The sequence below is a fragment of the Parasedimentitalea huanghaiensis genome, assembly GCF_009753675.1.
Lineage (GTDB): Bacteria > Pseudomonadota > Alphaproteobacteria > Rhodobacterales > Rhodobacteraceae > Parasedimentitalea > Parasedimentitalea huanghaiensis.
The window spans coordinates 758,685-784,489 of sequence record NZ_WQLV01000001.1 but is presented as its reverse complement, the minus strand read 5'-3'; the positions used below and the strand labels follow the sequence as shown (position 1 = coordinate 784,489).

The following is a 25,805-nucleotide window of genomic DNA, read 5'->3' as shown; positions in this document are numbered from 1 at the left end:
GGAAAAGCCCAGTCGCCTTCGAACGGATGGTGGCTCAAACGAGCACTTGGGGCGGCACGAAAGCGCGACAGGTCCACATCCGGACAAATGACTCATGTAGTTGGCAGTGGTGGATGGCGAACGCCCAGCGGGTCCGTGTTCTCCTTCGGCAACTTGATTGGCAAATTCAACAAGATCTGCTGGCCGAAGTGACGCTACTTCAAAGTCCGCGACGTCAAAGAGCTTGATAGTCTTCAGAACTTGCGACTTAGTTTTCCCCATCTGTTTTCGCTGCGTGTCGATAACTTTGTCGATCAGTTCACTTACAGTGGTTTGGATTTGGCGATTGGTTAGTTTTCCAGCGTCAAAGTCTTTTTCGACTTTCTTGATCCATGCGTTGGCAGCGGTTTTCCTTGAAAAAGTAGCTGACTTGGAGAAGACGACTTCACCTCCCTTCTTCTTGATAACCTGTGCCCGATGTTTGGTTCCGGATTTGCTCTTGCGCTCTACGATTGTGCCCATTATTTCCCGTGCTTTGTTATTGGCATACTACGGATATAGGGTTCCGGTATGCCTAGCTCCAAGTGGGTATGCCAAAAAGTATGCCAAAAACACAAAACGTCGTAAAACCCAGCAAAATAAGCTCCAAACAAACCATTGTTTCGGTCAGCGGAGAGTGCCTAAATGACAGATAAGTCCTTAATAACAAAGGCCGCACGCCTATCCGTGGCACCGATGATGGACTGGACGGACCGGCATTGTCGTTTTATGCACCGACTGCTGAGTCAAGAGAGTTTGTTATACACCGAAATGGTGACCGCACCGGCGCTGGTTCGGGGGGGGGCTCTGCATCTGCTTGCCCACAGTCCTCAGGAACATCCGGTGGCGTTGCAGCTTGGTGGGTCGGATCCGGTTGAACTGGCCCAGGCTACCAAATTGGGGGCTGATGCGGGCTATGGCGAGATCAATCTGAATTGTGGTTGCCCTTCAGACAGGGTGCAATCAGGGGCCTTTGGTGCGGTGTTGATGCAAAGCCCTAAATTGGTTGCGGATTGTGTCGCAGCGATGCGTGACGCTGCAGATGTCGAAGTGACCGTGAAGTGCCGCATTGGTGTGGATGAGCAAGAACCACGAGAGATATTGCCTGATTTTCTGGACAAAATTCAGGCAGCTGGCTGCCGCCGGGTGACAATCCATGCCCGCAAGGCCTGGCTGCAGGGGTTAAGCCCAAAGGAAAACCGGGATGTTCCGCCTCTGGACTATGAGTTGGTTCATCAGATGAAGGCAGCATTCCCGGATCTGCATATTTCGATAAACGGCGGGATTTCGTCTTTGGACGAGGCCAAAGCACAATTGGACCGTGGCCTTGACGGGGTCATGATCGGTCGCTCCGCCTATCATCAACCGGGCGATGTTCTGAGCACCGCAGATCCCGAAATTTTCGGACAAGGCGAAGCCAGCGATCCTTTCTACGTTGCGCGTCAAATGTTGCCCTATATTGAGGCACACTTGAATGGAGGCGGACGTTTGCATCAGGTGACCCGACATATGCTGGGGCTGTTTGCTGGTCGTCCAGGTGCGCGTCAGTGGCGTCGAACCCTGTCTGAAGGTGCCCACCGCGATAGCGCAGGCCCCGAACTGGTCGAACAGGCCCTTGCCTCGGTTCTGGCGTGAGTTTCTATAAAACACTTTTTGCAACTGGACTCTTGCCGCAAGGCGCAGTTTTGTCTGCCAGACCAAATGCCATAGGAGAGACTTGATGCCCGACGCAGCGCTCATTGCCCAAATGTTGGTATTGTTGGCGGTGATCGGCGCAGTGGCCGGAGTATTAGCCGGCTTGCTGGGGGTTGGTGGCGGTATTGTCCTGGTTCCGGCCTTTTTCTACGCTTTTCAGACGCTGGGCTACGGTGGCGATCAGCTGATGCAACTGTGTCTGGCAACATCCTTGGCAACCATCATCGTGACCTCGCTGAGATCCGTGCTAAGCCATCATAAAAAAGGTGCGGTAGACTGGCAGATCCTGCGCGGCTGGGGACCTGGTATAGTTGTTGGTGCAATTGCAGGGGTGCTTGCCGCGTCCGTTTTGCGATCAACAACCTTGCAGGGCTTGTTTGGGGTACTGGCGCTTATCATTGGGCTGTATCTTGGGCTTGGCCGTAGTGACTGGCGGTTGGGTGACGCGATGCCCAAGGGAGCTCGTCGTTTCATTCTGTCACCGATGGTTGGATTCTTGTCGGTGCTAATGGGGATCGGCGGCGGCAGCTTTGGCGTGCCGTTGATGAGTCTGTACAACACACCAATTCACCGGGCCGTCGCAACGGCAGCAGGGTTTGGCGTGATCATTGCCGTGCCATCGGTAATTGGTTTTCTGTTGCTGCCGATTGATCCTGCGACACGCCCGCCTCTGACAATTGGGGCGGTTAATCTGGTGGCCTTTGGTGTGGTTATCGCAATGACACTGGTGACCGCACCATGGGGAGTGAAACTGGCCCACGCCATGGACCCCAAGCCGCTAAAGCGCGTATTCGCGGTGTTTTTAGTCGCTGTGGCACTCAATATGCTACGCAAAGCCTTAGGCTACTAGACAGCGCTAAGACTCTTGTTTCACCATAAGATGAGTTACTGACTTGGCATCTCTACGGGTTGCCTAGGTGCGTTACATATAAACCTGTTTTAATGAGGTTTTTGGCGATCTCAGTGAAAAACTTGATCATGGTCCTCAGCTGGAGTTCGAACTGTCAGACCAGGTCAGCGACAACGATTACGAACGCACAACAATTCCAGAGATCGAGGGGCTGTTCGCGTTGTAGGCACATTTTAAACTGGTCAAAGATCACGCGCCATTGGCAGAAAAGGTGGCAAGATTGGCCGACAAGGCCTGGCAGCGGATGGCTCAGAGCGTTGCGTCACATCTCCTGGATGCCGAAGCTTTTAAGGCAGATGCATGTTCGATTGGTTGGGGAACTAGTTCAGGTCTTTAGTCGGGCTGCGCGCCCGCCACGGCGTGTTTTGGGGGTGGCGCTACGATTTGGCAACTCTGCCAGAATGGTGCTGCGCTCGCTTGGGGGCATCTGCGACCAGCGTGTGATTTCATCAATTGAGCGGGCACAGCCGGTGCACAAGCGTGTGACGGGGTTCACAACGCAGATTTGCGTACAGGGAGACTCGACCTCGTCGCGCTTCCAGACCTCATCACTCATGACATTATCCGTTCTTCAAATGCGCCAGACGATCCAACGCCCCTTGCAGGATATACGAGGCCGCCACATGATCAATCACCTCAGCGCGACGTTTTCGAGATGTATCCGCCTCCAAAAGCACCCTTTCTGCCGCTACAGTGCTCAGTCGTTCGTCCCAGAACGCAATTGGAAGTTCGGTTAAGCGGCTGAGGTTGCGGGCGAACGCACGGGTCTTTTGGCAGCGTGGTCCTTCGGAGCCGTCCATGTTGCGTGGCAAACCCAGCACAATCCCGCCAATATTTCGACCTTCGATGATCTCCAGTAACCGGGCAGCGTCAACGGTGAACTTTTTGCGCCGTACGGTCTCTAGTGGTGTTGCCACTGTTCCCATCGGATCTGAGACCGCAACGCCAACGGTCTTGTCACCCAGATCCAGACCGATGAGCGCAGTGAAACCGGGCAGGGCGGTTGCAAACTGTTCAAGATCGTCGTGGATCATTGCTCGATTCCGGCCTGCTGGGCCGCGCCAGTGATCAATGTCAGTGCGGCCTCATCACTGGCAAATGTTTGCAGAGCTTCGGCATAAATGGCTTTGGCGCGGTCAGCTTCGCCCAATACGCCAAGCGCTCCAATCAGACGGGCCCATTCTTGCGGGTTTCCACCTTCACTCGCCAGCCGCTCGGACAGGCGTGTGACCATACCGCGGATCATTTCTTGACGCTCTTCTTTGCTCATTTGCTGAGCATCGGCGACGTCTTCGCCAGTCGGCCCTGCCAGCGGCGCACCACTTTCGGAATTTGGGGTGATTGGCGTGTACTCGACGCCCGCACGATAGGCCATCATTGCGATTTGGTCTTGGATTCCTTGAATCCAAGGGGCGTCGGCTGGTCCAGCCTGCAGAGTTTCCGCCCAGATTTGATAAGCCATGTCAGGACGGCCAATTTGTCCCAACATCACGCCCCAATAGTAGCGTGCAGGACCATGGCCGCGGTCCATGGACAGGGCATTCCGCAATTCAGTTTCTGCTTCAGGGGAGATATACCCACCTGCAGCCATAATCATCAACTCAGCAGATTCGGCATAATCGCGGGCTTCTACATCACCGGACATGATACGAATGTAGTTTTGCTTGGCCTGGTAAGCCGCGACAAAATTGCCAAGGTTGGCTTCGTGCTGTGTCAACAACATCTGCCCCTGCGCGTCATCGGTTCGCTCGGATGCGGTCTGGCGCAGTTGTTCAACCAGTTCCAAATAACCTTCTTCTACGTCCACCGGCGGTGATGCTGGAATCTCGGCTTCCGCCTCGCTTTGTGAGGGGCGGTTTGTCGATCGATCCTGTGCCTGTGTGATACGGTATTGCAGTGGCAAATCTCCATAGCCGACTGCACCGAGTTGAGAATATAGCCCGAGCGATCCACCAATGAGCACCACACCCGTCACGATGGCAGCTACCAGCGTCCAATTGCGTGGTTGTTCTTGCCTGGCAGCGCTCTGCTGCATTTGCGCATCCGCAGCTAAGATCCGGCGCGAAATTTCAGTGCGAATGCGTTCAGCATCGCCCTGATTGATAACCCCTTTCGTCAGGTCTTTTTCCACATCGCGAAGCTGTTGACGATAAACCTTAAGATCTGAGGCAGCTGCAGGCTCTCCAAGCTTGCGGGTGCGCAACAGCGTGAGTGACAGCAGCAGGACAATGGCCAGCGCCATGAATGAGGTGACAATCCAGAAGGTCATGATCTCTCCGTATTTTGCCTATGCATCTATCGCGCCGACGCGGCGGGAAAAAGAGCAAACTGCTTGTCTGGGGCGTGGTGTCACGTCACAGTGATGTCGCAATCCTGCGTAATTGCGACGATTAACGGCGCGGTTTGTAAGGGGGGCTGGGGCATACCCGTATTTATCTCGAACCAAATGGATTCGCCATGAAACGCTACTCGGTATTTGCTGTCGCGCGGGAGGCTCTGCGCTATCACTCCGGATGGGAGCGCGCCTGGCGTTCGCCCGAACCGAAACGCCATTATGATGTTATTATTGTCGGCGCTGGCGGGCACGGTCTGGCCACTGCTTATTATCTGGGCAAAAATTTTGGCATCACCAATGTCGCAGTGATCGAAAAGGGCTGGTTGGGCGGCGGCAACACCGGCCGTAACACCACCATCATCCGCTCCAATTATCTGCAGGATCCCTCAGCCGCGATCTACGAAAAGGCGCGCAGCCTGTACGAAGATATGAGCCAAGACCTGAACTATAACGTCATGTTCAGCCCGCGTGGTGTCTTGATGTTGGCGCAAACCCAGCACGAAATCCGCGGCTATCAGCGCACCGCCCACGCCAATGCATTGCAGGGCGTTGAAACCGAGTTTGTTTCGCCGCAGCGGGTCAAAGAAATCGTGCCGATCATCAACCTGGATGGTCCACGCTACCCAGTGTTGGGTGCGCTGTGGCAGGAACGCGGCGGCACCGCCCGTCACGACGCCGTGGCCTGGGGCTATGCGCGTGCCTGTTCCGGCATGGGTATGGACATCATTCAGCAATGCGAAGTCACCGGCGTGCGGGTCGAAAATGGTCGCGTCGCGGGTGTTGATACCTCTAAGGGGCCGATTGATTGCGACAAACTGGGTATGCTGGTTGCTGGCAACGCCTCGGTCCTGTCTGAAATGGCTGGCTTCCGCCTGCCAATGGAAAGCGTCGCGCTGCAGGCACTGGTGTCCGAGCCGATCAAACCCTGCATGGATGTGGTTGTCATGGCCAACACCGTACACGGCTACATGTCGCAATCTGACAAGGGCGAAATGGTCATCGGCGGCGGCACCGACGGGTTCAACAACTACACCCAGCGCGGATCCTTCCACCATATCGAAGAAACTGTACGCGCCCTGAATGAGACCTTCCCGATGGTTTCGCGCCTAAAAATGCTGCGCCAGTGGGGCGGCATTGTGGACGTCACCGGCGACCGCTCACCGATCATCTCCAAAACCCCGGTGGGCAACGTCTTTGTCAACTGCGGCTGGGGCACCGGCGGCTTTAAATCCATCCCCGGTTCCGGCTGGGGTATGGCCGAGCTGATGGCCACGGGCCATTCCTCGCTGACCGAAGCCTTTACCATCGACCGCTTCAAAGAAGGCCAGTTCATCGACGAAAGCGTCGCTGCAGGGGTGGCGCACTGATGTTAGCTATGAAACGTGTTCTGACTAATTCCTTCTGCCGCGCTTCGTGCGATAGCAGAACGGTCCTGGCCCTTAGACATTCCATGGGGTTGATGGGTCGTTGGTGGAGCCTTGCGTTTGGCTATGCGCTCGCGGATGACAAGCCATATTCCTCCGCCCACAGTGGAGAGAGCAATTATCAAAGTTATCAACGGGCCTGGTTCCATGGCTCTGAATGTAAGTTTTCCATTGGAGTAATTCAATGCTGATCCTTGAATGCCCCTATTGCGGTGTCAAAGCCGAAGAAACCGAACTGCACGCTGGTGGCGAGGCGCATCTGAAACGCTTTGGTCCCGGATCAAGCGACGATGAGTTCCACGACTACCTGTTCATGCGCGAAAACCCCAAGGGCGTGCATTTTGAACGCTGGCGGCACGTCAACGGCTGCGGCAAGTGGTTCCACGCTGCCCGCTGCACCATGACGCTCGAGGTATTCGGCACCTATTCGGCGCAGACATATGAGCCGCCACAGGACATTCGCGACGCCATCAGCGCCAAGCGCCCCGACTGGAGCTGGAGAGAGTTCAAATGAGCCTTCTTTTTGCTGAAAATACTCAAATTCCCGCCGCAGATCTGCGTGAAAGGTCCGTAACATGAGCACCCGTCTTGCCAATCAGGGCCGGTTGATCGACCGCTCCAAACCGATTGAGTTCACCTTTAACGGCAACCGCATGAGCGGTTATGAAGGCGACACATTGGCCTCGGCGCTGCTGGCCAATGACCAGATGATGCTGGGCCGCTCGTTCAAATACCACCGCCCGCGCGGATTGGTGGCCTCCGGTGCCGAAGAACCCAACTCATTGGTGGGACTGGGCAATGGTGAACGGTTTGAGCCCAACCAAAGGGTCACCACAACCGAGTTGTTCGCCGGCCTGTCGGCACAGTCGCAGAATCACTGGCCCAGCCTGGAATTCGACGTGGGCGCGATCAACGCGCACCTGTCGCGGTTCCTGCCAGCTGGCTTCTATTACAAAATGTTCATGTATCCCAAGGCGTTCTGGAAACATGTTTATGAACCCATCATCCGTCAGTCGGCTGGTTTGGGTAAGGCTCCAGACAAAGAACTAAAAGACGCCGACACCTACGAACACTTCTACTTCTTTGCCGATGTGGTTGTTGTTGGCGGCGGTATCGCCGGTCTTCAGGCAGCCAAGGCGGCAGCCGTAACGGGCGCCAAGGTTCTGCTGATGGAGCAGACCAACACATGGGGCGGACGGGCCCCGGTTGACGGTGGCACTATCGACGGTGACACACCTGAGGCTTGGATTGAAAAGACCCTGGCCGAGCTTGAAGGCATGGACAACGTCACCCTGCGCACCCGCTGCATGGGTTCGGGCGTCTATGACCACGGCTATGTGCTGGGATATGAACGCCTAACCGATCACACCCCGGGTGATGCTGGCCCACGCCACCGCCTGTGGCGGATCCGAGCCAAACAGATTGTCACCGCAACCGGCGCGATCGAACGCCCACTGTCGTTCGCGGGTAACGATGTTCCAGGTGTGATGCTGGCCGGCGCCTTGCGTGACTACGTTGTGAACTGGGGTGTAACCCCGGGCAAGCGCGTGGTGATCGCCACCAACAACGACGATGCCTATCGTACTGCGATCACCCTGCATAAAGCAGGTGTCGAGGTGGTCCGCGTTCTGGATGCCCGCGCATCCGGTGGCGGCGCGCTGATGGAAGAAGTGCGCCAGCTGGGTATCCGCGTCGATCCCGGTCGTGCCATTGCCAAGGTTACAGGCGGTAAGCGCGTCGCCAAAGTGGCGATCTGCGCGCAGGATGGTGAAGGTGGTGCGCAGGAAGACGTCGCAGCCGACGCCGTAGCCATGTCCGGCGGCTGGTCGCCGGTTGTACACTTGTGGTCGCACTGCGGCGGCAAACTGATCTGGGACAACGCACAGGCCCACTTCCGCCCGGATGCATCACGCCCGCCTTTGGGGGATGATGGGGCAGGGTTCGTGGTTGCTGCTGGCTCTGCCAACGGCGCGCTGGATCTTGAAAACACGCTGACAGATGCGACCACCGCTGGCGCAGCCGCAGCCAAGGCGGCCGGTTTTGCCAAGAAGGCTGTCAAAGCTCCGGTTGGTTCTGTGCAAGCCGAGCAACCAATGGCCCCGGTTTGGCTTATGCCTGCCAAGGCTGACATTAAGCTGCGGATGAAAACCTGGCTGGATTACCAGAATGACGTCAAGGTGTCTGACGTTCAGCTGGCCGCCCGCGAAGGTTATGAAAGCGTAGAACACACCAAGCGGTACACCACGCTGGGTATGGCAACAGATCAGGGTAAACTGTCCAACATCAATGGCTTAGCCGTGCTTGCTGACACGTTGGGATCTGAAATCCCACAGGTCGGCACCACCACCTTCCGCCCGCCATACACACCGATTTCCATGGGTGCGATCGGTGGCGAGGCCCGTGGCGAAATCTTCCAGCCGATCCGCAAAACCCCGATGCACGACTGGCATGATGCCAATGGTGCCGATTGGGAACCGGTCGGCCAGTGGCGCCGCGCCTATGCTTTTGTGCGTTCAAATGAAAGTGTCGAGGACGCTGTAGCACGCGAGGTCAAGAACACCCGCGAAAACCTCGGCCTGCTCGATGCTTCGACCCTCGGCAAACTGGTGGTCAAAGGACCGGATGCAGGTAAGTTCCTGGACATGATGTACACCAACATGATGTCCAACTTGAAGGTTGGCAAATGTCGCTATGGGCTGATGTGTTCTGAAAACGGCTTTTTGATCGACGACGGTGTGGTTGCCCGTATCGATGACGACACCTGGCTGTGTCACACCACCACCGGCGGCGCCGAGCGGATCCATGGCCACATGGAAGAATGGCTGCAGACCGAATGGTGGGACTGGAAAGTCTATGTCGCCAATGTGACCGAGCAACTGGCCCAGGTCGCTGTAGTTGGCCCCAATGCCCGCAAGGTTCTGGAAAAACTTAGCGGCATGGATGTTAGCAAAGAAGCGCTGCCGTTTATGGAATGGCGGGATGGTAAAATCGGTGAGTTTGACTGCCGCGCTTACCGGATCTCGTTCTCGGGTGAGTTGTCTTATGAGATCGCAGTGCCTGCAAGTCAGGGAATGGCGTTCTGGAAGGCGCTGCTGGAGGCAGGCAAAGAGTTCGGCGTGATGCCTTATGGCACCGAATGCCTGCACATCATGCGGGCCGAGAAGGGCTTTATCATGATTGGTGATGAAACCGACGGCACCGTGATCCCACAAGATCTGGGGCTGCACTGGGCCCTGTCCAAGAAGAAAGAAGACTATCTGGGCAAACGTGCGCACCTGCGGTCGCATATGGCAGATCCGGATCGCTGGCAGCTGGTTGGACTGGAAACCGTTGATGGATCGGTCATCCCGGATGGGGCCTACGCCGTGGGCGAGGGGCTCAATGCCAATGGTCAGCGCAATGTGTTTGGTCGTGTGACCTCGACCTATCACTCGCCAACCCTGAACAAGGGCATTGCCATGGGGCTGGTCCACAACGGGCAGAAACGCATGGGTGAAGTGATCGAGTTCCCTGGGACGGATGACAAAACCTATAAGGCCAAGATTGTCGATCAGGTCTTTTATGACAAAGAAGGGGAGAAGCAGAATGTCTGATCCTGTAAGCGCGCTGAACGGAGCTGCGTTCAGCGGTATGGCCTCTGTCGCAGAAGGTGGCTTGGCTGGCATGATAACCCTGCGGGGGGATCTGTCTTCTGCCAAGCTGAAAGACGCGGTCAAATCGGCCACTGGGGCGGCTATGCCAGTCTCCGGTAAAGTTGAGCTGCGCGAAGACGGCGGGTTATGCTGGATGTCGCCGGATGAGCTATTGGTGCTGGTTCGCTACGAAGAGGTCGAAGCCAAGCTGGCCGAAATCAATGCAGGCCTGAAAGGTGAGCATGCTCTGGCAGAAAATGTCTCAGACGCCCGTGCAGTGTTCCGGGTGTCGGGGGAGGGCGCACGCGAAGTGCTGGCCAAGCTTTGCCCTGTGGACATGTCCGTGGACGCCTTTGTTCCTGGTCAATTCCGCCGGACCCGCATGGCGCAAGTCGCGGCGGCGTTTTGGCTGGACCACGACGAAACATTCCACATCGTCTGCTTCCGTTCTGTCGCCGGTTATGTGTTCACCCTATTGAGCACCGCAGCGCAATCGCAGTCTGAGGTTGGCGTCTACTAGTCTGAAAGTTTTGATTTATTGCAGCTCAACACCGCCTTCAGTTAGAGGGCGGTGTTTTCCGTTGTGCTTCTGGTTGTGCTTGCTATGTTCGCGATTTAACGCCTAGGAAATAGAGATAAAAGATGAATTGTCTTAGCCTCGCAGCTGCCTTTGTTATCGCTGCCACTCCGGTTCTGTCTGACGTGGTTTCTTATGATTGCGCGCTGAAGGGATGGGAGAACAAGGGGTGGATTCCAGAGAGGGTATTATTTTCTGTAGAAGCGGAAAAAGGGAATGCCCGTGTGTATGATGGATTGGTGGAGCATGCTAAAGGTCGACCAATTGCAGCTGATATCAAATCGCTAAAGAGCGGAAAGTATCGTTTGAATTGGAAGCTAAATCTACCTTCCGACGGCGCTGGTGACATACGGGTGAACTATACAGCAACCATTGATCCGTCTTCTTTGACCTTCAACCTCAGAGCAAAATTTCCCATGGTAAATGCTTCCAATAATCCTCGCGGAGATGGACGCTGCCAGATAATGAAGGGTAAGACGCTTTTCTGATCATATGTTGAACTGTGCACATAGGGTGTGGAGTGAAGGGGAAACATGCGGCGAAGAACAGTGGTCTTCGCTCTTGACCTAGCAATGCCCGCACCGCATGTATCAGCTAGGAAACGCAACTTAATTTGACAGGTGTCTCAGATGGCTTTTGAACTTCCCGATCTTCCCTATGCACACGACGCGCTGGCTGCCAAAGGCATGTCCGCAGAAACCATGGAATATCACCATGATCTGCACCACAACGCCTATGTGACCAACGGCAACAAGTTGATCGAAGGCACAGAATGGGCTGGCAAGTCGCTGGAAGAGATCATTGTTGGCACCTATGATGCGTCCTCGGTTGCCCAGAATGGTATCTTCAACAACATCAGCCAATTGTGGAACCACAACGAATTCTGGAAAATGATGGGCCCCAACGGCGACGTTATGCCAGGTGATTTGGAAAAAGCTCTGGTCGAAAACTTCGGTTCGGTTGACGAATTCAAGTCGCAGTTCTCGGCTGCTGGCGCTGGTCAGTTCGGCTCCGGCTGGGCCTGGTTGGTCAAGAACGCGGACGGTTCGCTGGCTGTGACCAAGACTGAGAACGGCGTGAACCCTCTGTGCTTTGGCCAGACCGCACTGCTGGGCTGCGATGTATGGGAGCACTCCTACTACATCGACTTCCGCAACAAGCGTCCTGCTTACCTGTCGAACTTCCTCGACAACCTGGTTGACTGGGAAAACGTTGCTTCCCGTCTGGGCTAAGCTCTGGATAGCAGTTTGATTTTAAACCCGTCGGCGATTGTCGGCGGGTTTTCTGTATCTGGGCCTTAGAAAGGATTGCAATCACCCCGACGTCTGGTGAGATCCCGATCTTTGAAAATCACGAGTAAACCCGGCATTTGTTGGGCGCGGCGGCAGTAATTTCTGCACTTTGTGCAGGGAACGCCGTGCTCTGCATCAAGTATCAGGTCCTACGCGGCATAACTGCCACTCCCATCCATGCGCGCCATCTGCGTTGAGAGGTTGAGGATGCAGCCCATTGGAAAAGCCGATTAAACAGAGACCGAGTACACAAAGGCGGTTTATCATAAGGTACTCTAAAATGAGGTCTGGTCGGCCATCAATCTTGCGGGCCAGTCGACTTGCCATTGAAGATGTGGTGAGGGACGTTGTTGTAGTTCACATAGTGGTCGACCGCTTCATACAGTGATGATTTAAAAATCGGCCCTTACGAACTTTTGCAACATTCAACGTAGAGAAAAAGTCTATGACAGGGCGAGCTCATTAGAACTGGGAGCTGACTTTTATCAAACAAATCGAGACACTGGCAAAGCGACGTCAATGGTTCAACGGTCATCAGTTTCAATGGCATTGCAGATCAGCTGTCATCGACCCCATCACGTTTTGGGCGAACTAAATGCTTCAGAAATATAGCGCCTGACAAATGTGTCAAAGACACCTTCCAGTCTTAAAGCATCCGTCGCTTGCCGAAGTTTTGTAATTGTCTCTTCGGATAGCTGATTTTTAGAGCATTGCAGCCAAACCTCTTGGCGCTCATAGGTAAAAATGTCTCCAATCTCATTTCGGCTCATGCCTTCCAGGGAAAGCTGGTACAGAATATTGAGCGATGTGCCGGCAATAGCGTCCACGCGACCTGCCTTCAGCAGGTGTACACTTTGCTCGGCGCTATTTGTAAGAACGCGATCGATATTTGGATCGGTTGCAATCGTAGAGCCTTCAAAGCTGCCTCTTGGTATCGCCAGACGTTGGTTGCTCAGGTCGGCCTCTTGGGTAATTTTCAGACCGGGGCGGCTGATAATAATTGTGTCAAACCGGTCCAGAATTTTTGCGACCGGAATATAGGCCTCCTTGCTAATAGATGTCAGAAGAAAGACACCGCAGTCGGAAACATCATGCTCCAAGTTCTTTATGACTCGGGAGATCGGAAGGAGGGTATCGGAATAGTTAAGCTCTGCTCGGTCGGCGATGGCCGTGTTTATGTCAACAAACAGGCCCAGACGTCCCTGGGGATCATCGTGAATCGCATAAGGCGCGTAATCAATTGTGGCATACCTGACAAGTTCGGCAAACGCAGGGCTGGTGGAAAGCAGCATTGCCGACAGTAGTGCGGTCAGAGAGAGATTTGGGCGCATTCTCTTTCTCCATCATAAGGCCGTGAATGAGCGACCTACCAACGAGTACCGACTTTCAAGGTACGAGCATTCTTGCCCTCGATCAAGCAATCTGACGGGGGTAGAGGGACAAAACAGTGCCGCAGGTCTTCACATTTGGTGTCAGGGCTTCTTTGTTGGTCCTAGACGCCATAAAGTGAAAACGGAGGCCGTAGGTATTGAGACGCTATGAGCGCAGTACCTCCAAGACCTGTGCCGGAGTTTCTACCCATGTCAAAAATTGGTTCAGGCTAGTGTCTGCAAACTCTTGTTCAACCACGTGCTCTAACAAAGCGCGCAGTTTTTCCCAATATCCGTCGGTGTTTAGGATCACGATCGGTTTGTTGTGCAGCCCCAGCTGACGCCAGGTTAAAACTTCGAACAACTCGTCCAACGAACCTGGGCCTCCAGGAAGAACCACAACTGCGTCTGCATTATACAGCATCACCTTTTTGCGCTCATGCATGGTTTCGGTGACTACATATGTTGTCAGATCGGACTTTCCGACCTCACGCCGTTCGAGATGTTCGGGGATAACGCCAAAGGTCGTCCCCCCTGCGGCTTGGGCTGCACGCGCGACTGCGCCCATCAGCCCAACATCACCCGCGCCGTAAACAAGACGTAGATTGTGCTCTGCAAGCCCTATTCCCAAGGCTTTTGCAGCTTCGGTATAGGCGGGCATTGCTCCGAAACGGGATCCGCAATACACACAGACGGATTTTACAGGCATGGGCCGACCTTTCACTGTTGAATCTTCTGGGACGAAGACGTGCTTTGACCCCTGATAACGAGATTGATAGATTGGCTCAACTCAGCGGGTGGGGATGTCCCGCAGATGGGAAGGAAGACTATGGCGGCAACAGCCGGAAGCGGAGGGCTGGGCGCCCTGGCAATTGGCGGCATCGCAACTGTTGCGGTGGTGATTGGCGGAGTGGTGCTCATGCAAATGGGGGTGTTCAAAAATGACCCTCCTGCAGTAGACCAAGTCGAAACTGTGGAAGAAGCCGTCGTTACGGTTCCGGACACGGATGTCAGCTCGAGCCCTATTGTTGCGACTGAGCCCGCCAATTCAAATGCGCAAGCGGGTGTTGAAACACAGGTCGAGGCCGAGCCAAGTGTTGCTGAAACAAAAAGTCAGCCTGTCGAAACTGTGGAAGACCAAACACCCGAGGTATCGGATGATGCCGTTGCTGGAATGAGCGACGATGTAGAGCCTGACCTTGCCGAGACTGTTTCACCACAACCTGGTACACCCTCAGCCGAAGTGGCAGATGAGAGCAGCGTGTCCGATACTCCTGCTGAGGTTGGTGAGGTCAGCACTGCAGATGCCACTGAGGGCGTTTCTCAGCAACCTGTTGAATCTGAGACTGAACCCAAAACTGAGACTGCTATTCCTCCTGCAGATGAGACAGAGGTCTCTGATACTGCGGAGGCCACCAACCCGCAGGAAACTCCTGTTGAGCAAACAGAACAGGCCGAGGCTGTGTCCCAACAAGAACCAGAGACAGCAGTTCCCGAAGCTGTAGAGGAGCCAGCTTTTGTTCTAATTGCGCCTGAGCTGGATTTGGTTCGCTTTGACGCAGACGGTGCAGGGGTCATCGCCGGCCGGGCGCAGGCAGGTGTGCAGGTTTCTGTTTTGTTGGATGATAATGTCTTGGATCAGTTTCAGGTTCAAAAAGGGGGGGAGTTCGTCTCGTTTACCTCTATTGAACCAAGTGCACAGGCCCGTGTCGTTTCACTGCAAGCGGCTTTTGATGGTCAGGTTATCATGTCGGATGCCAGCTTTATTCTGGCGCCTAGCGTGGCAGTTGCTGCGGTTGAGCCGCAGGCTGAACAGCCGCCGCAACCTGTTTTGGCGCCTTCGGAATTGGCAGCAGCTGAGTTGCAACCGAAAAAAGCTGGTACTGAAACTGTGAACGTAGTTGCTGAGCAGAGTGATGTGACGGTCGCAGAAGAAACGCCAGATGTTTCAGATAGCACCGACGACGATGTTTCAAGCACCGAAGTTGCGTCGACAGATACACAGGAACACACCGTTTCTGAGGACACACATGTTGCAAGCAATGCAACTGAAGAGCCATCCTCGGCCGAGAGCACACCGAAGCCTGATGACGAGACAAGCCATGTGCAAGTTGCAGAGGTTCGTGAGGCTGCTCCACAGGTTGTCGCAAAACCGACAACCGAAATCGCACCACAGCCACAGCCCTCTCCAATTGCCATTGCGGTGCTTAAAACCGATTCCAGCGGTGTTGAATTGATACAGCCCGCCATCCCTGCAGAACCAGAACTGCTGGGTAAAGTGGCACTGGATACGATCAGTTACAGCGATGAAGGTGCTGTTCAGCTGGCTGGACGGGCAGGCCCAGAGTCATTGGTTCGGGTTTATTTGGACAACAGCCCGGTAGCGGATATTCGGGCGGCTGAGGATGGCCACTGGAAAGTTCAGTTGGGCGATGTCGCGCCGGGGATTTACACTCTGCGCTTGGACGAACTGGATCTTGCAGGCAAGGTGTTGAGCCGTCTGGAAACGCCGTTCAAACGGGAGTCGCCCGAGGTTTTACGGCCGCCAGCAGTGCCAGAAGGTAACCCGGTGCAAGCCGCGCCATTGGTGCGTGCAGTAACAGTACAAGAAGGTGATACGCTTTGGGCAATCTCGCGCGAACGATATGGTGATGGGCTGCTGTATGTTCGGGTGTTTGAGGCCAACAAGAAAGCGATACGCAATCCCGACCTCATTTATCCGGGGCAGATTTTCTCCATCCCGGAATAAGTCCTGAATAAGATTGTGAAACGCGCCCTTCCGGGCGCGTTTTTCATGTTGCCCATCTGGTCAATCCTTCGCCTAACACCTATCTCTGAGGGCTAGCAAGGAAACACCATGACCCAGCCAGACAATATAACCGCCCGCGACGAACGCCGTTCTGGCCTACGCACTTTACGCCGTGTGTGGCCATATCTCTGGCCTGAGGGGCAAGTCTGGGTGAAGTACAGGGTGGTGCTGGCGCTGGCCGTGCTGGTATTTGCCAAAGTGATCGCGGTCTATACCCCTGTTCTGTATAAAGGCGCAGTTGACAGTTTGGCCGCTGAAGGTGTGCCCGACCTTGCGCTTGGTGCAATTGGGCTGACCGTAGCCTATGGCATGGCTCGGATCCTGACGATTGGCTTTCAGCAGCTGAGAGATGCCATTTTTGCACCGGTAGGTCAGCGTGCCCTGCGCCGGTTGGCTTTGGAAACCTTCACCCACATTCACCGACTGTCGATGCGTTATCATATCACCCGCAAGACGGGTGGCTTGAGCCGAATTATCGAACGAGGCGTCAAAGGCGTCGAGTTCTTGCTTCGGTTTTTGCTTTTTTCGGTTGGGCCACTGATCCTGGAACTGACCATGGTGGCCATTATCCTGGCAGTGCTGTTTGATGTGCGTTACCTCTTGATCGTTGCGGGGACGATTGGGCTGTATTTCTGGTTTACATTTGCGGTCACCGAGTGGCGGGTGAAGCTGCGCCGCGAAATGAACAAGCAAGACACAGATGCCAACCAAAAGGCAATCGACAGCCTTCTGAACTATGAAACGGTCAAGTATTTTGGCGCAGAAGCTCGCGAGGCAAAACGCTATGATGGCGCTATGCGGGCCTATGCTGCCGCAGCCCTAAAAACGGCCTACTCGCTGGCGTTTCTGAATTTTGGTCAGAGTGTTCTGATTACCGCAGGTCTGGTTGGCGTGATGGTGCTGGCGGCTATAGGCGTTCAGGCAGGGACCTTGACGGTTGGTGATTTTGTTATGGTCAACGCCTATATGATCCAAATTACAGTGCCTCTGAATTTCCTTGGTACAGTTTATCGTGAAATTCGTCAGAGCCTGGTGGATATGGGTGAAATGTTTGACCTGCTGGAACAACCCGCAGATGTTTCAGACCGCAAGGGGGCGGCAAAGCTGGCGGTCAATGGCGGGTGCATCACATTGAAAGACGTGCGGTTTGGCTATGACCCTGAGCGAGAAATCCTCAAGGGCGTGTCGCTACAAGCTGAGGCCGGGCAAACAGTTGCTATCGTTGGATCGACGGGTTCGGGGAAATCAACGATCGGTCGGCTATTGTTCCGGTTTTATGACGTTACCGGTGGTGCGCTATTGATTGATGGTCAAGACGTGCGTGACGTTAGCCAGTCCAGTCTGCATGACGCCATTGGCGTAGTGCCGCAAGACACCGTGCTGTTCAATGATACCATCGGTTACAACATCGGCTACGGGCGCGAAAATGCCAGTCAGGAGCAGATTGAACAGGCTGCTCGGGACGCTCAGATCCACGACTTCATTCTCTCGCTGCCAGAAGGCTATGAAACAACTGTAGGCGAACGCGGGTTGAAGCTCTCTGGGGGGGAGAAACAGCGGGTAGGCATTGCGCGTACGTTGCTCAAGAACCCTCCGATCCTGCTGTTGGACGAAGCCACATCTGCATTGGACAGTGACACCGAACAAGAGATCAAAGAGGCACTGGTGCGAGCTGGGCAGGGACGCACGGTGATCACCATCGCGCACCGTCTGTCTACGATCGCTGAGGCGGATCAGATTGTAGTGCTAGAACAGGGCGAAATTTGTGAATTGGGTACCCACGACGACCTGATTGCGCGTGACGGGCGCTATGCTCATCTTTGGAACCGGCAGCAGGCCGATGGTGAGGCCGCATAAGCTAAGGTGTATGGGGGGCTGAAAACTCGACCAGGCCTTCGTTAACCTCTTCCAATGTGATTTGGAGAGAATGAGGGGGTAGTTGCTGCATGCAAGGGCTGGGGCGTTACAAAGTGGGTGCGCCCAAGTTTTTCTTGAATATTTTTTGATTGCGAGTTTTTGGTGACAGAAGACGCACGCAGACGGTTTTGGTGTGGTCCATATGATCCAGACCCCGTCATCGTTCAAATCGGAGCCGTAAAACTTGCCCTGACTGACGAGTTTCAGATTGTTGATACGCTGAAAATATTCATTCAGCCTTTTGATCGAAACGGTGTGCCGTATGAATTGGATCCATTTTTTACCAAGCTAACAGGTATCACGCAAGATGTGGTTGATGCTGAAGGCGTCTCGCTAAGTGAGGCCAATAAGCAGATATTTGACTTTGCTGGTGCGTCTAAGCTTTGGTCCTGGGGTAAGGATGAGCTGAACATGATGGCAACCAGTTGCTACATCGCTGGGATTGAGCCTTCATTGCCTGCAAACCGATTTGACAATGCCTGCCAGTTGCTGCTTGCGGCAGGGATGCCTTATGAAGACATTAAGCGAACACCCAGCAGTGGTTTGGTGAGCTATTTTGGAATTGAGCATCCCCCATTGAGAGGACATGACGCCTTGGATGATGCTCTTTCAATTGCCTATGTTGTCCAACATCTGATGTCAGAAAAGAGGTTGTCAGTTTCCGATTTTGAGTAAGGATCGTTTGGTTCGGTTTTGACGTTTTGTCAGATTAGTTTGTTGCAGAAGTAGACGTATTTATCCTCTGGGAAACACAGCTAACAAGGAAAATGGTGGCAACTCATCCAGGCATAGGATCTTGGACTGAGGCAGGCGTGACTGGTTTGTTCAATGGAACCACACGCATCCGGGGAAGACATTAAGTCTTTGAAACCGTAGCTCATCCTATGAGTGAAAGCGTCGTTGATGTCACATGGTTACGGCGATAGGTTGACGTTGAAAACAGACAATACGGGTAACATTCATGCTTCGTTTCTTTCGTTTCTTGCTGTTGTTCATTCTTGGCTTTTTTATTGTCAGTCTGGGTTTCCAATGGACCTTTCGGGTGCCAACGTCGCTTGCTCGAACCCATAGTACTGCACTGACACCGTCAATGGAGACGTTTTTGGGGGGAGAAGTGCTGCCCCTGGCCTTACAACACACAGGCAAGTCTGGTGTTGCACCCTTACGTCAAGGCCAAGATGCATTCGCCGCACGGATGCTGTTGGCCGAAGCGGCGCAGCACAGTATCGATGCGCGTTATTACATCTGGAACAACGACGCCACTGGGCTGATGCTGCTCGATGCCATGCGGCGTGCAGCAGATCGTGGTGTACGGGTGCGGATGCTTCTGGACGACAATGGGACACCCAACCTAGACGGTGAGCTGGCCGAACTGGATCTGCATCCTAATGTCGAAGTTCGTCTGTTCAATCCGTTTATCCTGCGTAACCCACGCATGCTGACTTACCTGTTCGATTTTGCACGCATCAACCGTCGGATGCACAATAAATCCTTCACCGTGGACGGGGTGGCTACCGTTGTTGGTGGCCGCAACGTTGGCGATATCTACTTTGCTCATAATGCGGGGGTGAACTACTTCGATCTTGATGTCGTTGCGCTGGGTCCAGCGGCGGTTGAGACATCGCAGGACTTTGATCTCTACTGGGCAAGCCCGTCAGCCGTGCCGGTTGGTCTGATCTTGCCTGCAGCTGGGGACTCAGAGGGCGGCCTGCTTGAGGCCTCTGTTACTGCGATAGAAGACACCTTAGGCGCCCGCCAATTTGCCACATCGGTACTGTCCTCTGATCTGATGGAGCATCTTCGGGATGGCGCTTCGGGATTTGAATGGGCTGATCTGCATATGGTTAGCGACGATCCAGCCAAAGGGCAGGGCCGCGTCGCCCACGAACAGTTGATGATCAACCGCCTAGGACAGATCTTGGGCACACCTCAGCAAAGTGTTGATCTGGTGTCCGCTTATTTTGTACCGGGTCAGCGGCTAACTGCGATGTTGTCCGGCTGGGCGGAGCAGGGGGTAAAGGTTCGGGTTCTGACCAATGCACAAGAGGCTACAGATGTGTTGCCAGTGCATGGTGGATACCTGAAGTACAGAGACGACCTGTTGGACGCTGGGGTCCAGGTGTTCGAACTCAAGGCAACCCAAGAAGACGATGAGAACGTAGATCTGCGGGATCAGTTTGGGTTGATCGGTTCGACGCAGGTCAGCCTGCATGCCAAGGCTTTTGTTGTCGACCAAGAAGACCTGTTTGTAGGCTCCTTCAATTTTGATCCGCGTTCGGCCCATTTGAATACCGAAATGGGTTTTTTGATACGGGACTCTGACTTAGCCGGAACGATATTTCCCGGGTATTCTGGAGAAATGAAAGTCCGCGCTTACCAGGTGCGTCGTCGGGCGGATGGAGGCACCGAGTGGCTGGAGACATTGGCATCCGGAGACCAGCGTCAGTTCCAGATTGAGCCGGGGTCGACCGCGTTCTCCAGATTTCTAGTACAACTGATTGGTTGGCTACCCGTGACCTGGTTGCTGTGATCCACTAGCAGGGCAGGTAGAGACGATGAATTTAGAAACCAAACTATACCTGTCGCCTGAATAGAAATGGGGAGGGCGCTAGACGCCCTCCCCATTTTGAACTCAGCCGGATTTAAGCCTTAGCTACTCTGCTGCACTTAGGGACGGGGTGTCCGCCTCTGCAGCCTTGATAGCAGGGCGAGCTGTTTTTGTGGTTGGATCATCCCACAAGATCTCGGTGGTTGGCATTTTGCGGGCTTTGCGCGCTAGTCGCATATCCTGTGCAATGCGGCTGGACCGTCCACCTGTGATCCGGGCCAACAGTCGTCCCATCCAGGACATGTAGGTCCCCAGCCAGATCCGGATAGCCAACAGTGATGGTGTCACAACCAGAGTCAGAACGGTTGCGATGCCAAGACCAAATACCACAGCGGTCGCAAGTTGCTTCCACCACAGCGACGTTGGACTGTTTATGGAATACCCGCCGTCGATGAAATCAAGGCTGAGACCAAACATCATCGGGGCCAGACCTGCCATAGTGGTGATCGTTGTCAGCAGTACCGGACGGATCCGCGCCTCGGCGGTGCGAATGATCGCCTCGATCCTTGGCATGCGCTGGCTGAATTCCTGATAGGTGTCGATCAGAACGATGTTGTTGTTCACCACAATCCCGGCCAACGCCACAATACCTGTCCCGGTCATAATGATCGAGAAGGACTGCCCCATCACCATCATGCCGATCAGAACACCAGTGGTGGACAGAACCACGGCCAGCAATACTAGGATCGAGTTGTAGAACGAGTTGAACTGCGCCAACAGGATCACGAACATCAGTCCCAGTGCACCGGCAAAGGCGTTCATAAGGAAGGCACCGGATTCGGCCTGCTCTTCTTGATCGCCGGTCCATTCCGGTGTGACCAAAGCGGGCAGAGGGTTGGTGTCCAACCACTCCGTCAGCACTTCAATCCGTTCTGTTGCATTGACCGGAGCAAACCGTGCACCATCTTCAAGAGCCTTATGCAGTTCTTCGTTCGAAGTTGCGCCGGTCAGTTGTACCAGCTCCAGACGCGTGCCACCGGGACCCTCAAAAACTTCACCTGAACTGGTTTGTCCTTCAGCCAAGGCTTTGAACAGGCCGAGCCGAACGTCTTCCCCAGTCTCTGGATCAGTACCGATCATCTTGCTCAGCCCCGGAGCGACGTCAGCTTTGACATCGAAATACCGTTGTTGCCCAACGCGGCTGATCTCAGCCAGCTTGGGAACAGGATGGCGCGAGATGAAGTTAGACAGGGGAACCAGCCCATCAGCTGTGCGCAGCTTCAGGTTATCCAGTGTTGACAGAACCCGGTCCTGTTCCGGCAGACGAACACGGATTTCGATTTCTTCATCTGAACTGTCGACCCGCATGGTGTCCAGCAAGATACCACGGGTTACCAACTGAACCATCGCGCCAACAGTAGCCACATCCGCACCATAGCGGCCGGCCTCTTCTACGTCGACGTTGATTTCCCAGTCGATGCCGGGCAGGGGCAGGCTGTCTTCGATCAGGATTAGGCCTGGCGTTTGTTCAAAGTGTGCCCGCGCTGCCAGTGCTGCGGTGGTCAATTCGTCCCAGCCGTCCCCCTTGAGACGCAGGTGTATTGGCTTGCCTGAGCCGGGGCCTTGTTCCAGCACGGCCATTTCCGCAATGAAACCGGGTAACTTCGCCAGCTCGGCCTCCAGTTCGGCGATCACGGTTTTGCCGTCAAAATCGGTGGCAGTAACGCGACGGTTCAGCAGGCCAAAGAACCAGGTCTCAGTCTGGGTTGGGCGATCTTCCCACGCAATGATCTCGAACTGGACCTGACCAACGGTATCAGCTGGTGACTGGCCGCCACCGGGGCCGCCAGTGTCCAGACCACCTTCACCAGCGAAGGCAAAGACGTTGATTACAGCTGGGTGGGCTGAAATAACGTCTTCAACCTGCTGCACCAGTGCGTCGTTCTCGACCAGCGAGGTATTGCCACGGGCGCGGACATAGACAGTGGCCTGTTCTGGTTCAGTATCCACAAAGAATTCTACGCCGTTGTTGTTTTCACCAAAGGCTGTGAACACCGTCAAAATTGCAAAACCAACGGCACCAACGGTTACGATAGGCATCACTGGATTGCCGACAATGAACTTGATGAAGTGACCAAAGGCGGTGTGGTGATACCCGGGTTCGACGGTTTTTTCACGGCGCTGAAAACCAGCAGCCCCCAGAACAACCGAGGCTGCAAAGGCTGACAGGATCAGCAATACTGCCCCGACCAAAAGTGGACCAACGCCGGCGCTGCCATCAGCCATGATGTAACCCGGGTTCAACATCTGCATGGCACCAACAAACATGCCGTACATCGGCAGAGGCACCAATGGGATGCGGATCCACCAAGGTAGTACAGCACGCAGCCCATCAGACAGGTGTTCGAAAACACGGCTCATCCGGCCAGAAACACCACCTACAACTGGCAGGTAAATCAACGCCACCAAGAGCGAGGCAGACAGAACAAAGATCAAGGTGATGGGCAGCATACTCATGAACTCACCCGGGACGCCGGGCCAGAACAACATGGGCAGGAAGGCACAAAGCGTTGTGGCAGTCGACGAGACAACAGGCCAGAACATGCGCTGCGCGGCCTCAACATAGGCGTGCATTGGGCCGATGCCTTGTTTGATACGCTTGTCGGCGTATTCTACCACGACGATCGCACCATCCACCAGCATCCCTACGGCCAGGATCAGACCAAACATCACCATGTTAGAAATGGTGATCCCCATCAGGGCCAGGAAGGCAAAACATAGCAGGAACGAAGTTGGAATAGCAAAACCAACCAGAAACGCCGCGCGGCTACCCAGCGAGGCGAGGATCACAATCATCACCAGCGCAACAGCAGTCAAAACCGAGCCTTCCAGCTGGCGGACCATGGACCCAACAACGCGGCTCTGGTCGTTTGATGTGCCGACAGTCACAGCGGCCTGCAACTCTTCGGGCCATTTTTCCTGCGCGGCTGCCAAGGTTGCCTTCACCTGGTCGACTGTGTCGATCAGATTATAGCCTTTGCGTTTGACAACCTGCAGCGCAACGGTGTTGTCGCCGTCAAAGCGGGCCGTTCCTTTGCGGTCTTCAAAGGTAAAGTTGATCTCGGCCAGCTCACCCAGTGTAACTACGCGGTCGCCATTGATTTTAATCGGCAATGTGTAGATGTCGCTCACGTCGTCAAACGACGACGGAATGGTGACCGAGAACGTACCCTGGTTGGTTTCAACTTCACCTGCAGCAATCAGCTGGTTGTTGTTTTGAACAACACTAATCAGCTCTAATGCGGTGACATTATACGCTTCAAGACGAAGAGGGTCGATTAGGACTTCGACCATTTCATCTCGGTTACCTGCAATCCCGGCTTCGAGGACTGAGTCGATCGATTCAAAATCGTCCTGCAATTCCTTGGCAATGCGCGCCATTTCGCGCTCGGGCACATCACCGGTTAAGTTGACAATGACAATCGGAAATTCAGAAAAGTTGATTTCGTTGATGGTGTAGGCGTCGGCACCATCAGGGAAATTAGCCTCGGCCGAATTCATAGCGTCCCGGACATCGGCCATCACAGCCGTTTTATCCCAACCGAAATCAAACTCTAGCGCGACCCCGGCATAGCCTTCAGCAGCGGTAGAGCTCATCTTGTCCAACCCATCAAGGTCGGCCAGTTCGGTTTCCATAACTTTGACCAGCAGGCTTTCAGCGTCCACGGCCGAAATCCCGGGGAAGGGGACTGAGATGAACAAAGCCGGGATTTCAATATCCGGCTCACCTTCTTTGGGTAGGCTTGAATAGGCAAAGCCACCAACGAGAAGCGAAATTAGAATGAAGGCGATAACCATTCGGGCCCGTTCAGCGGCCCAGCTGACGACTCCGATCATTGCGAAGCCTCACGATAGGTCGGAGTTACGGGCACGCCATCGACGACGAAATCCTGCCCTACTACAATGACGTCAGCAACTTCGGGCAAGCCGGAAATCCAGACCCCGTCTGCCTCATCCCGCAACAGTTTCACAGGGTAGAAAACAACAACTTGGTTATGATTTACCACCCGAACGCCCAATTGGCCTTCGTTGTTCAATGTCAGTGAGGACTGCGGAAGTTTATGGGCGCGGTCACCAGGAGCAGAGATGGCGATGTCGGCGGTTTGGCCGTCACGAATTGACAGATTGGCATTTGACACAGTGACCTGAACTTCAAAAGTCCGCGTACTTGGGTCTGCCGAGCGGCTCAGGAAGGTCACTTCTCCCTGTACCAACTGGCCTGCGGCCAATTCAGCTCTGGCGAGTGCGCCAACCTGGATCCGGTTCACTTCGGTTTCTGGCACAAAACCAACAACCTTTATGGTGTCGAGTTGAATAACCGTTGCACAAAGGCTGCCGGGTTGCATCAGGCTGCCCAGCTCGGCAGTGTCGCTTTCCAGTAAGCCATCAAACGGCGCTGTAATGTTCAACCGGTCAATTTCTGTTTGTGCCGCAGCTACTGCAGCAACTGCGGATTCGATCCCAGCGCTGGTCGTTTGCAATCCAGTTTCAGCCGACGCGATGCCTGCAATTGCAGCGCGTTCAGCGGCCTGGGTCGCGGCCAGACGGGTATCAGAAACGTAACCACCTTCGGATAGTTTGCGAGAGGCGTTGTTGTTGATCTGCGCTTCTTTCAAACGTGCACGGGCCTCTTCAAGGCGAGCTTCGGCCTCGGGTACACGCGAACGCGCTTCGGAAAGGCGGGCCTGCGCTTCAAGCATTGCGGCCTGACGAGTCCCTGGGGCCAGTTGGCAAAGCAAGTCGCCGGTTTTAACCTGAGCGCCCTTACGAAGAGGTTCGGAAATCACGGTAGCCGAAGTTTCTGCACGCACCTCTACCTGACGGGCGGCCTGAGTTTGGCCTCGCAGGATTACCGCGCTATCGAGGGCGCGGGATTCGCTGCGCAAAACAACAACGCCAATTCGGTTTTCCGCAACTTCAGTGCTTGATTCTACAGGATCAGCAACCACATCTTCAGTTGAAGCGATGGGCGTCTCGGGGTTTTCGCCAAGGGCAAATGCCATTAACGCGTCGCGTTCGATGACCAGCATGTAAAGGCTGGCTGCTACCACGATAGCCGTCAGTAATGGAATCAAGCGCATCTTGGGTCCTTCTCAAGTCATTGGTGGCCCAATTGGGCTCGAAAATAAGATCCCTGCGGATCATTGGGTGCAGAGTCATAGGACGCATATAAGCATTGTCCACTCTAAACTAAGTAGTTTAGATCACATTTCTTGCT

19 protein-coding genes and 1 pseudogene are annotated in these 25,805 nt (G+C 54.6%); 12 read left to right on the top strand and 8 right to left on the bottom strand.

Features of this window, described 5'->3' with window-relative positions; translation table 11 throughout:
• Window positions 1-501, bottom strand: a pseudogene (locus tag GO984_RS03640) (hypothetical protein); the annotation flags it as partial.
• 162 nt (window positions 502-663) lie between these two features.
• On the opposite strand from GO984_RS03640, the gene dusA reads away from it, so the two are divergent.
• Together dusA and GO984_RS03630 are read left to right on the top strand one after the other, a co-directional pair.
• Complete coding sequence (gene dusA, locus GO984_RS03635; RefSeq protein WP_157021162.1) at window positions 664-1,653, top strand: tRNA dihydrouridine(20/20a) synthase DusA; 990 nt, start codon at window positions 664-666, stop codon at window positions 1,651-1,653.
• An 85-nt stretch (window positions 1,654-1,738) separates the two neighbouring features.
• Window positions 1,739-2,563, top strand: coding sequence for a sulfite exporter TauE/SafE family protein (locus GO984_RS03630; protein WP_157021161.1), 825 nt, complete (start codon window positions 1,739-1,741; stop codon window positions 2,561-2,563).
• Between the two features lie 385 nt (window positions 2,564-2,948).
• On the opposite strand, the gene GO984_RS03625 is transcribed toward GO984_RS03630, so the two are convergent.
• The 3 genes from GO984_RS03625 to ccmI are packed head-to-tail and all read right to left on the bottom strand — an operon-like array spanning window position 2,949 to window position 4,892.
• Window positions 2,949-3,179, bottom strand: a complete 231-nt coding sequence (locus GO984_RS03625; RefSeq protein WP_138164207.1) for a DUF1289 domain-containing protein — start codon at window positions 3,177-3,179, stop codon at window positions 2,949-2,951.
• Between the two features lie 4 nt (window positions 3,180-3,183).
• The gene (gene ruvX / locus GO984_RS03620) at window positions 3,184-3,657 is read right to left on the bottom strand and encodes a Holliday junction resolvase RuvX (protein WP_157021160.1); all 474 of its coding nucleotides are present in this window, start codon (window positions 3,655-3,657) and stop codon (window positions 3,184-3,186) included.
• Window positions 3,654-4,892, bottom strand: coding sequence for a c-type cytochrome biogenesis protein CcmI (ccmI, locus tag GO984_RS03615; protein WP_157021159.1), 1,239 nt, complete (start codon window positions 4,890-4,892; stop codon window positions 3,654-3,656). The genes ruvX and ccmI overlap by 4 nt, the downstream gene beginning before the upstream one ends.
• 188 nt (window positions 4,893-5,080) lie before the next feature.
• Between ccmI and GO984_RS03610 the strand changes: the two genes are divergently transcribed.
• The 6 genes from GO984_RS03610 (at window position 5,081) to GO984_RS03585 (ending at window position 11,823) form a co-directional block, all read left to right on the top strand.
• Entirely contained in the window at window positions 5,081-6,325 is a 1,245-nt protein-coding gene (locus GO984_RS03610) for a sarcosine oxidase subunit beta family protein (protein ID WP_157021158.1), read from the top strand.
• Window positions 6,326-6,566: 241 nt separating this feature from the next.
• The gene (locus GO984_RS03605; RefSeq protein ID WP_157021157.1) at window positions 6,567-6,896 is read left to right on the top strand and encodes a sarcosine oxidase subunit delta; all 330 of its coding nucleotides are present in this window, start codon (window positions 6,567-6,569) and stop codon (window positions 6,894-6,896) included.
• 61 nt (window positions 6,897-6,957) lie between these two features.
• A complete protein-coding gene (locus GO984_RS03600) occupies window positions 6,958-9,975 on the top strand; it encodes a sarcosine oxidase subunit alpha family protein (protein WP_157021156.1) in 3,018 nt (1,005 codons plus the stop codon).
• Window positions 9,968-10,534, top strand: a complete 567-nt coding sequence (locus GO984_RS03595) for a sarcosine oxidase subunit gamma (protein ID WP_157021155.1) — start codon at window positions 9,968-9,970, stop codon at window positions 10,532-10,534. The genes GO984_RS03600 and GO984_RS03595 overlap by 8 nt, the downstream gene beginning before the upstream one ends.
• A gap of 122 nt (window positions 10,535-10,656) precedes the next feature.
• Window positions 10,657-11,079: a hypothetical protein gene (locus tag GO984_RS03590; protein ID WP_157021154.1), complete on the top strand. Its 423-nt coding sequence runs from the start codon at window positions 10,657-10,659 to the stop codon at window positions 11,077-11,079.
• 141 nt (window positions 11,080-11,220) lie between these two features.
• Window positions 11,221-11,823 (top strand): superoxide dismutase, encoded by a 603-nt coding sequence (locus tag GO984_RS03585; RefSeq protein WP_157021153.1) that lies wholly within the window; start codon window positions 11,221-11,223, stop codon window positions 11,821-11,823.
• 635 nt (window positions 11,824-12,458) lie between these two features.
• On the opposite strand, the gene GO984_RS03580 is transcribed toward GO984_RS03585, so the two are convergent.
• Both GO984_RS03580 and GO984_RS03575 read right to left on the bottom strand, forming a co-directional pair.
• A complete protein-coding gene (locus GO984_RS03580) occupies window positions 12,459-13,214 on the bottom strand; it encodes a substrate-binding periplasmic protein (protein WP_157021152.1) in 756 nt (251 codons plus the stop codon).
• A 205-nt stretch (window positions 13,215-13,419) separates the two neighbouring features.
• Entirely contained in the window at window positions 13,420-13,962 is a 543-nt protein-coding gene (locus GO984_RS03575; RefSeq protein ID WP_157021151.1) for an LOG family protein, read from the bottom strand.
• A gap of 120 nt (window positions 13,963-14,082) precedes the next feature.
• On the opposite strand from GO984_RS03575, the gene GO984_RS23590 reads away from it, so the two are divergent.
• The 4 genes from GO984_RS23590 to GO984_RS03555 all read left to right on the top strand — a co-directional run bounded on the left by GO984_RS23590 (window position 14,083) and on the right by GO984_RS03555 (window position 20,509).
• Entirely contained in the window at window positions 14,083-16,002 is a 1,920-nt protein-coding gene (locus GO984_RS23590) for a LysM peptidoglycan-binding domain-containing protein (RefSeq protein ID WP_245230975.1), read from the top strand.
• Between the two features lie 108 nt (window positions 16,003-16,110).
• Entirely contained in the window at window positions 16,111-17,919 is a 1,809-nt protein-coding gene (locus GO984_RS03565; RefSeq protein WP_157021150.1) for an ABCB family ABC transporter ATP-binding protein/permease, read from the top strand.
• Window positions 17,920-18,057: 138 nt separating this feature from the next.
• On the top strand, window positions 18,058-18,654 hold the full coding sequence (locus tag GO984_RS03560; protein ID WP_167740212.1) for a 3'-5' exonuclease family protein: 597 nt from the start codon (window positions 18,058-18,060) through the stop codon (window positions 18,652-18,654).
• 286 nt (window positions 18,655-18,940) lie between these two features.
• Complete coding sequence (locus tag GO984_RS03555) at window positions 18,941-20,509, top strand: phospholipase D family protein (protein ID WP_157021148.1); 1,569 nt, start codon at window positions 18,941-18,943, stop codon at window positions 20,507-20,509.
• Window positions 20,510-20,632: 123 nt separating this feature from the next.
• Here GO984_RS03555 and GO984_RS03550 read toward each other — a convergent pair whose 3' ends face one another.
• Both GO984_RS03550 and GO984_RS03545 read right to left on the bottom strand, forming a co-directional pair.
• On the bottom strand, window positions 20,633-24,424 hold the full coding sequence (locus GO984_RS03550) for an efflux RND transporter permease subunit (protein WP_157021147.1): 3,792 nt from the start codon (window positions 24,422-24,424) through the stop codon (window positions 20,633-20,635).
• Window positions 24,421-25,668, bottom strand: a complete 1,248-nt coding sequence (locus GO984_RS03545; RefSeq protein ID WP_157021146.1) for an efflux RND transporter periplasmic adaptor subunit — start codon at window positions 25,666-25,668, stop codon at window positions 24,421-24,423. Before GO984_RS03545 ends, GO984_RS03550 begins: the two co-directional genes overlap by 4 nt.
• Window positions 25,669-25,805: the final 137 nt, after the last annotated feature.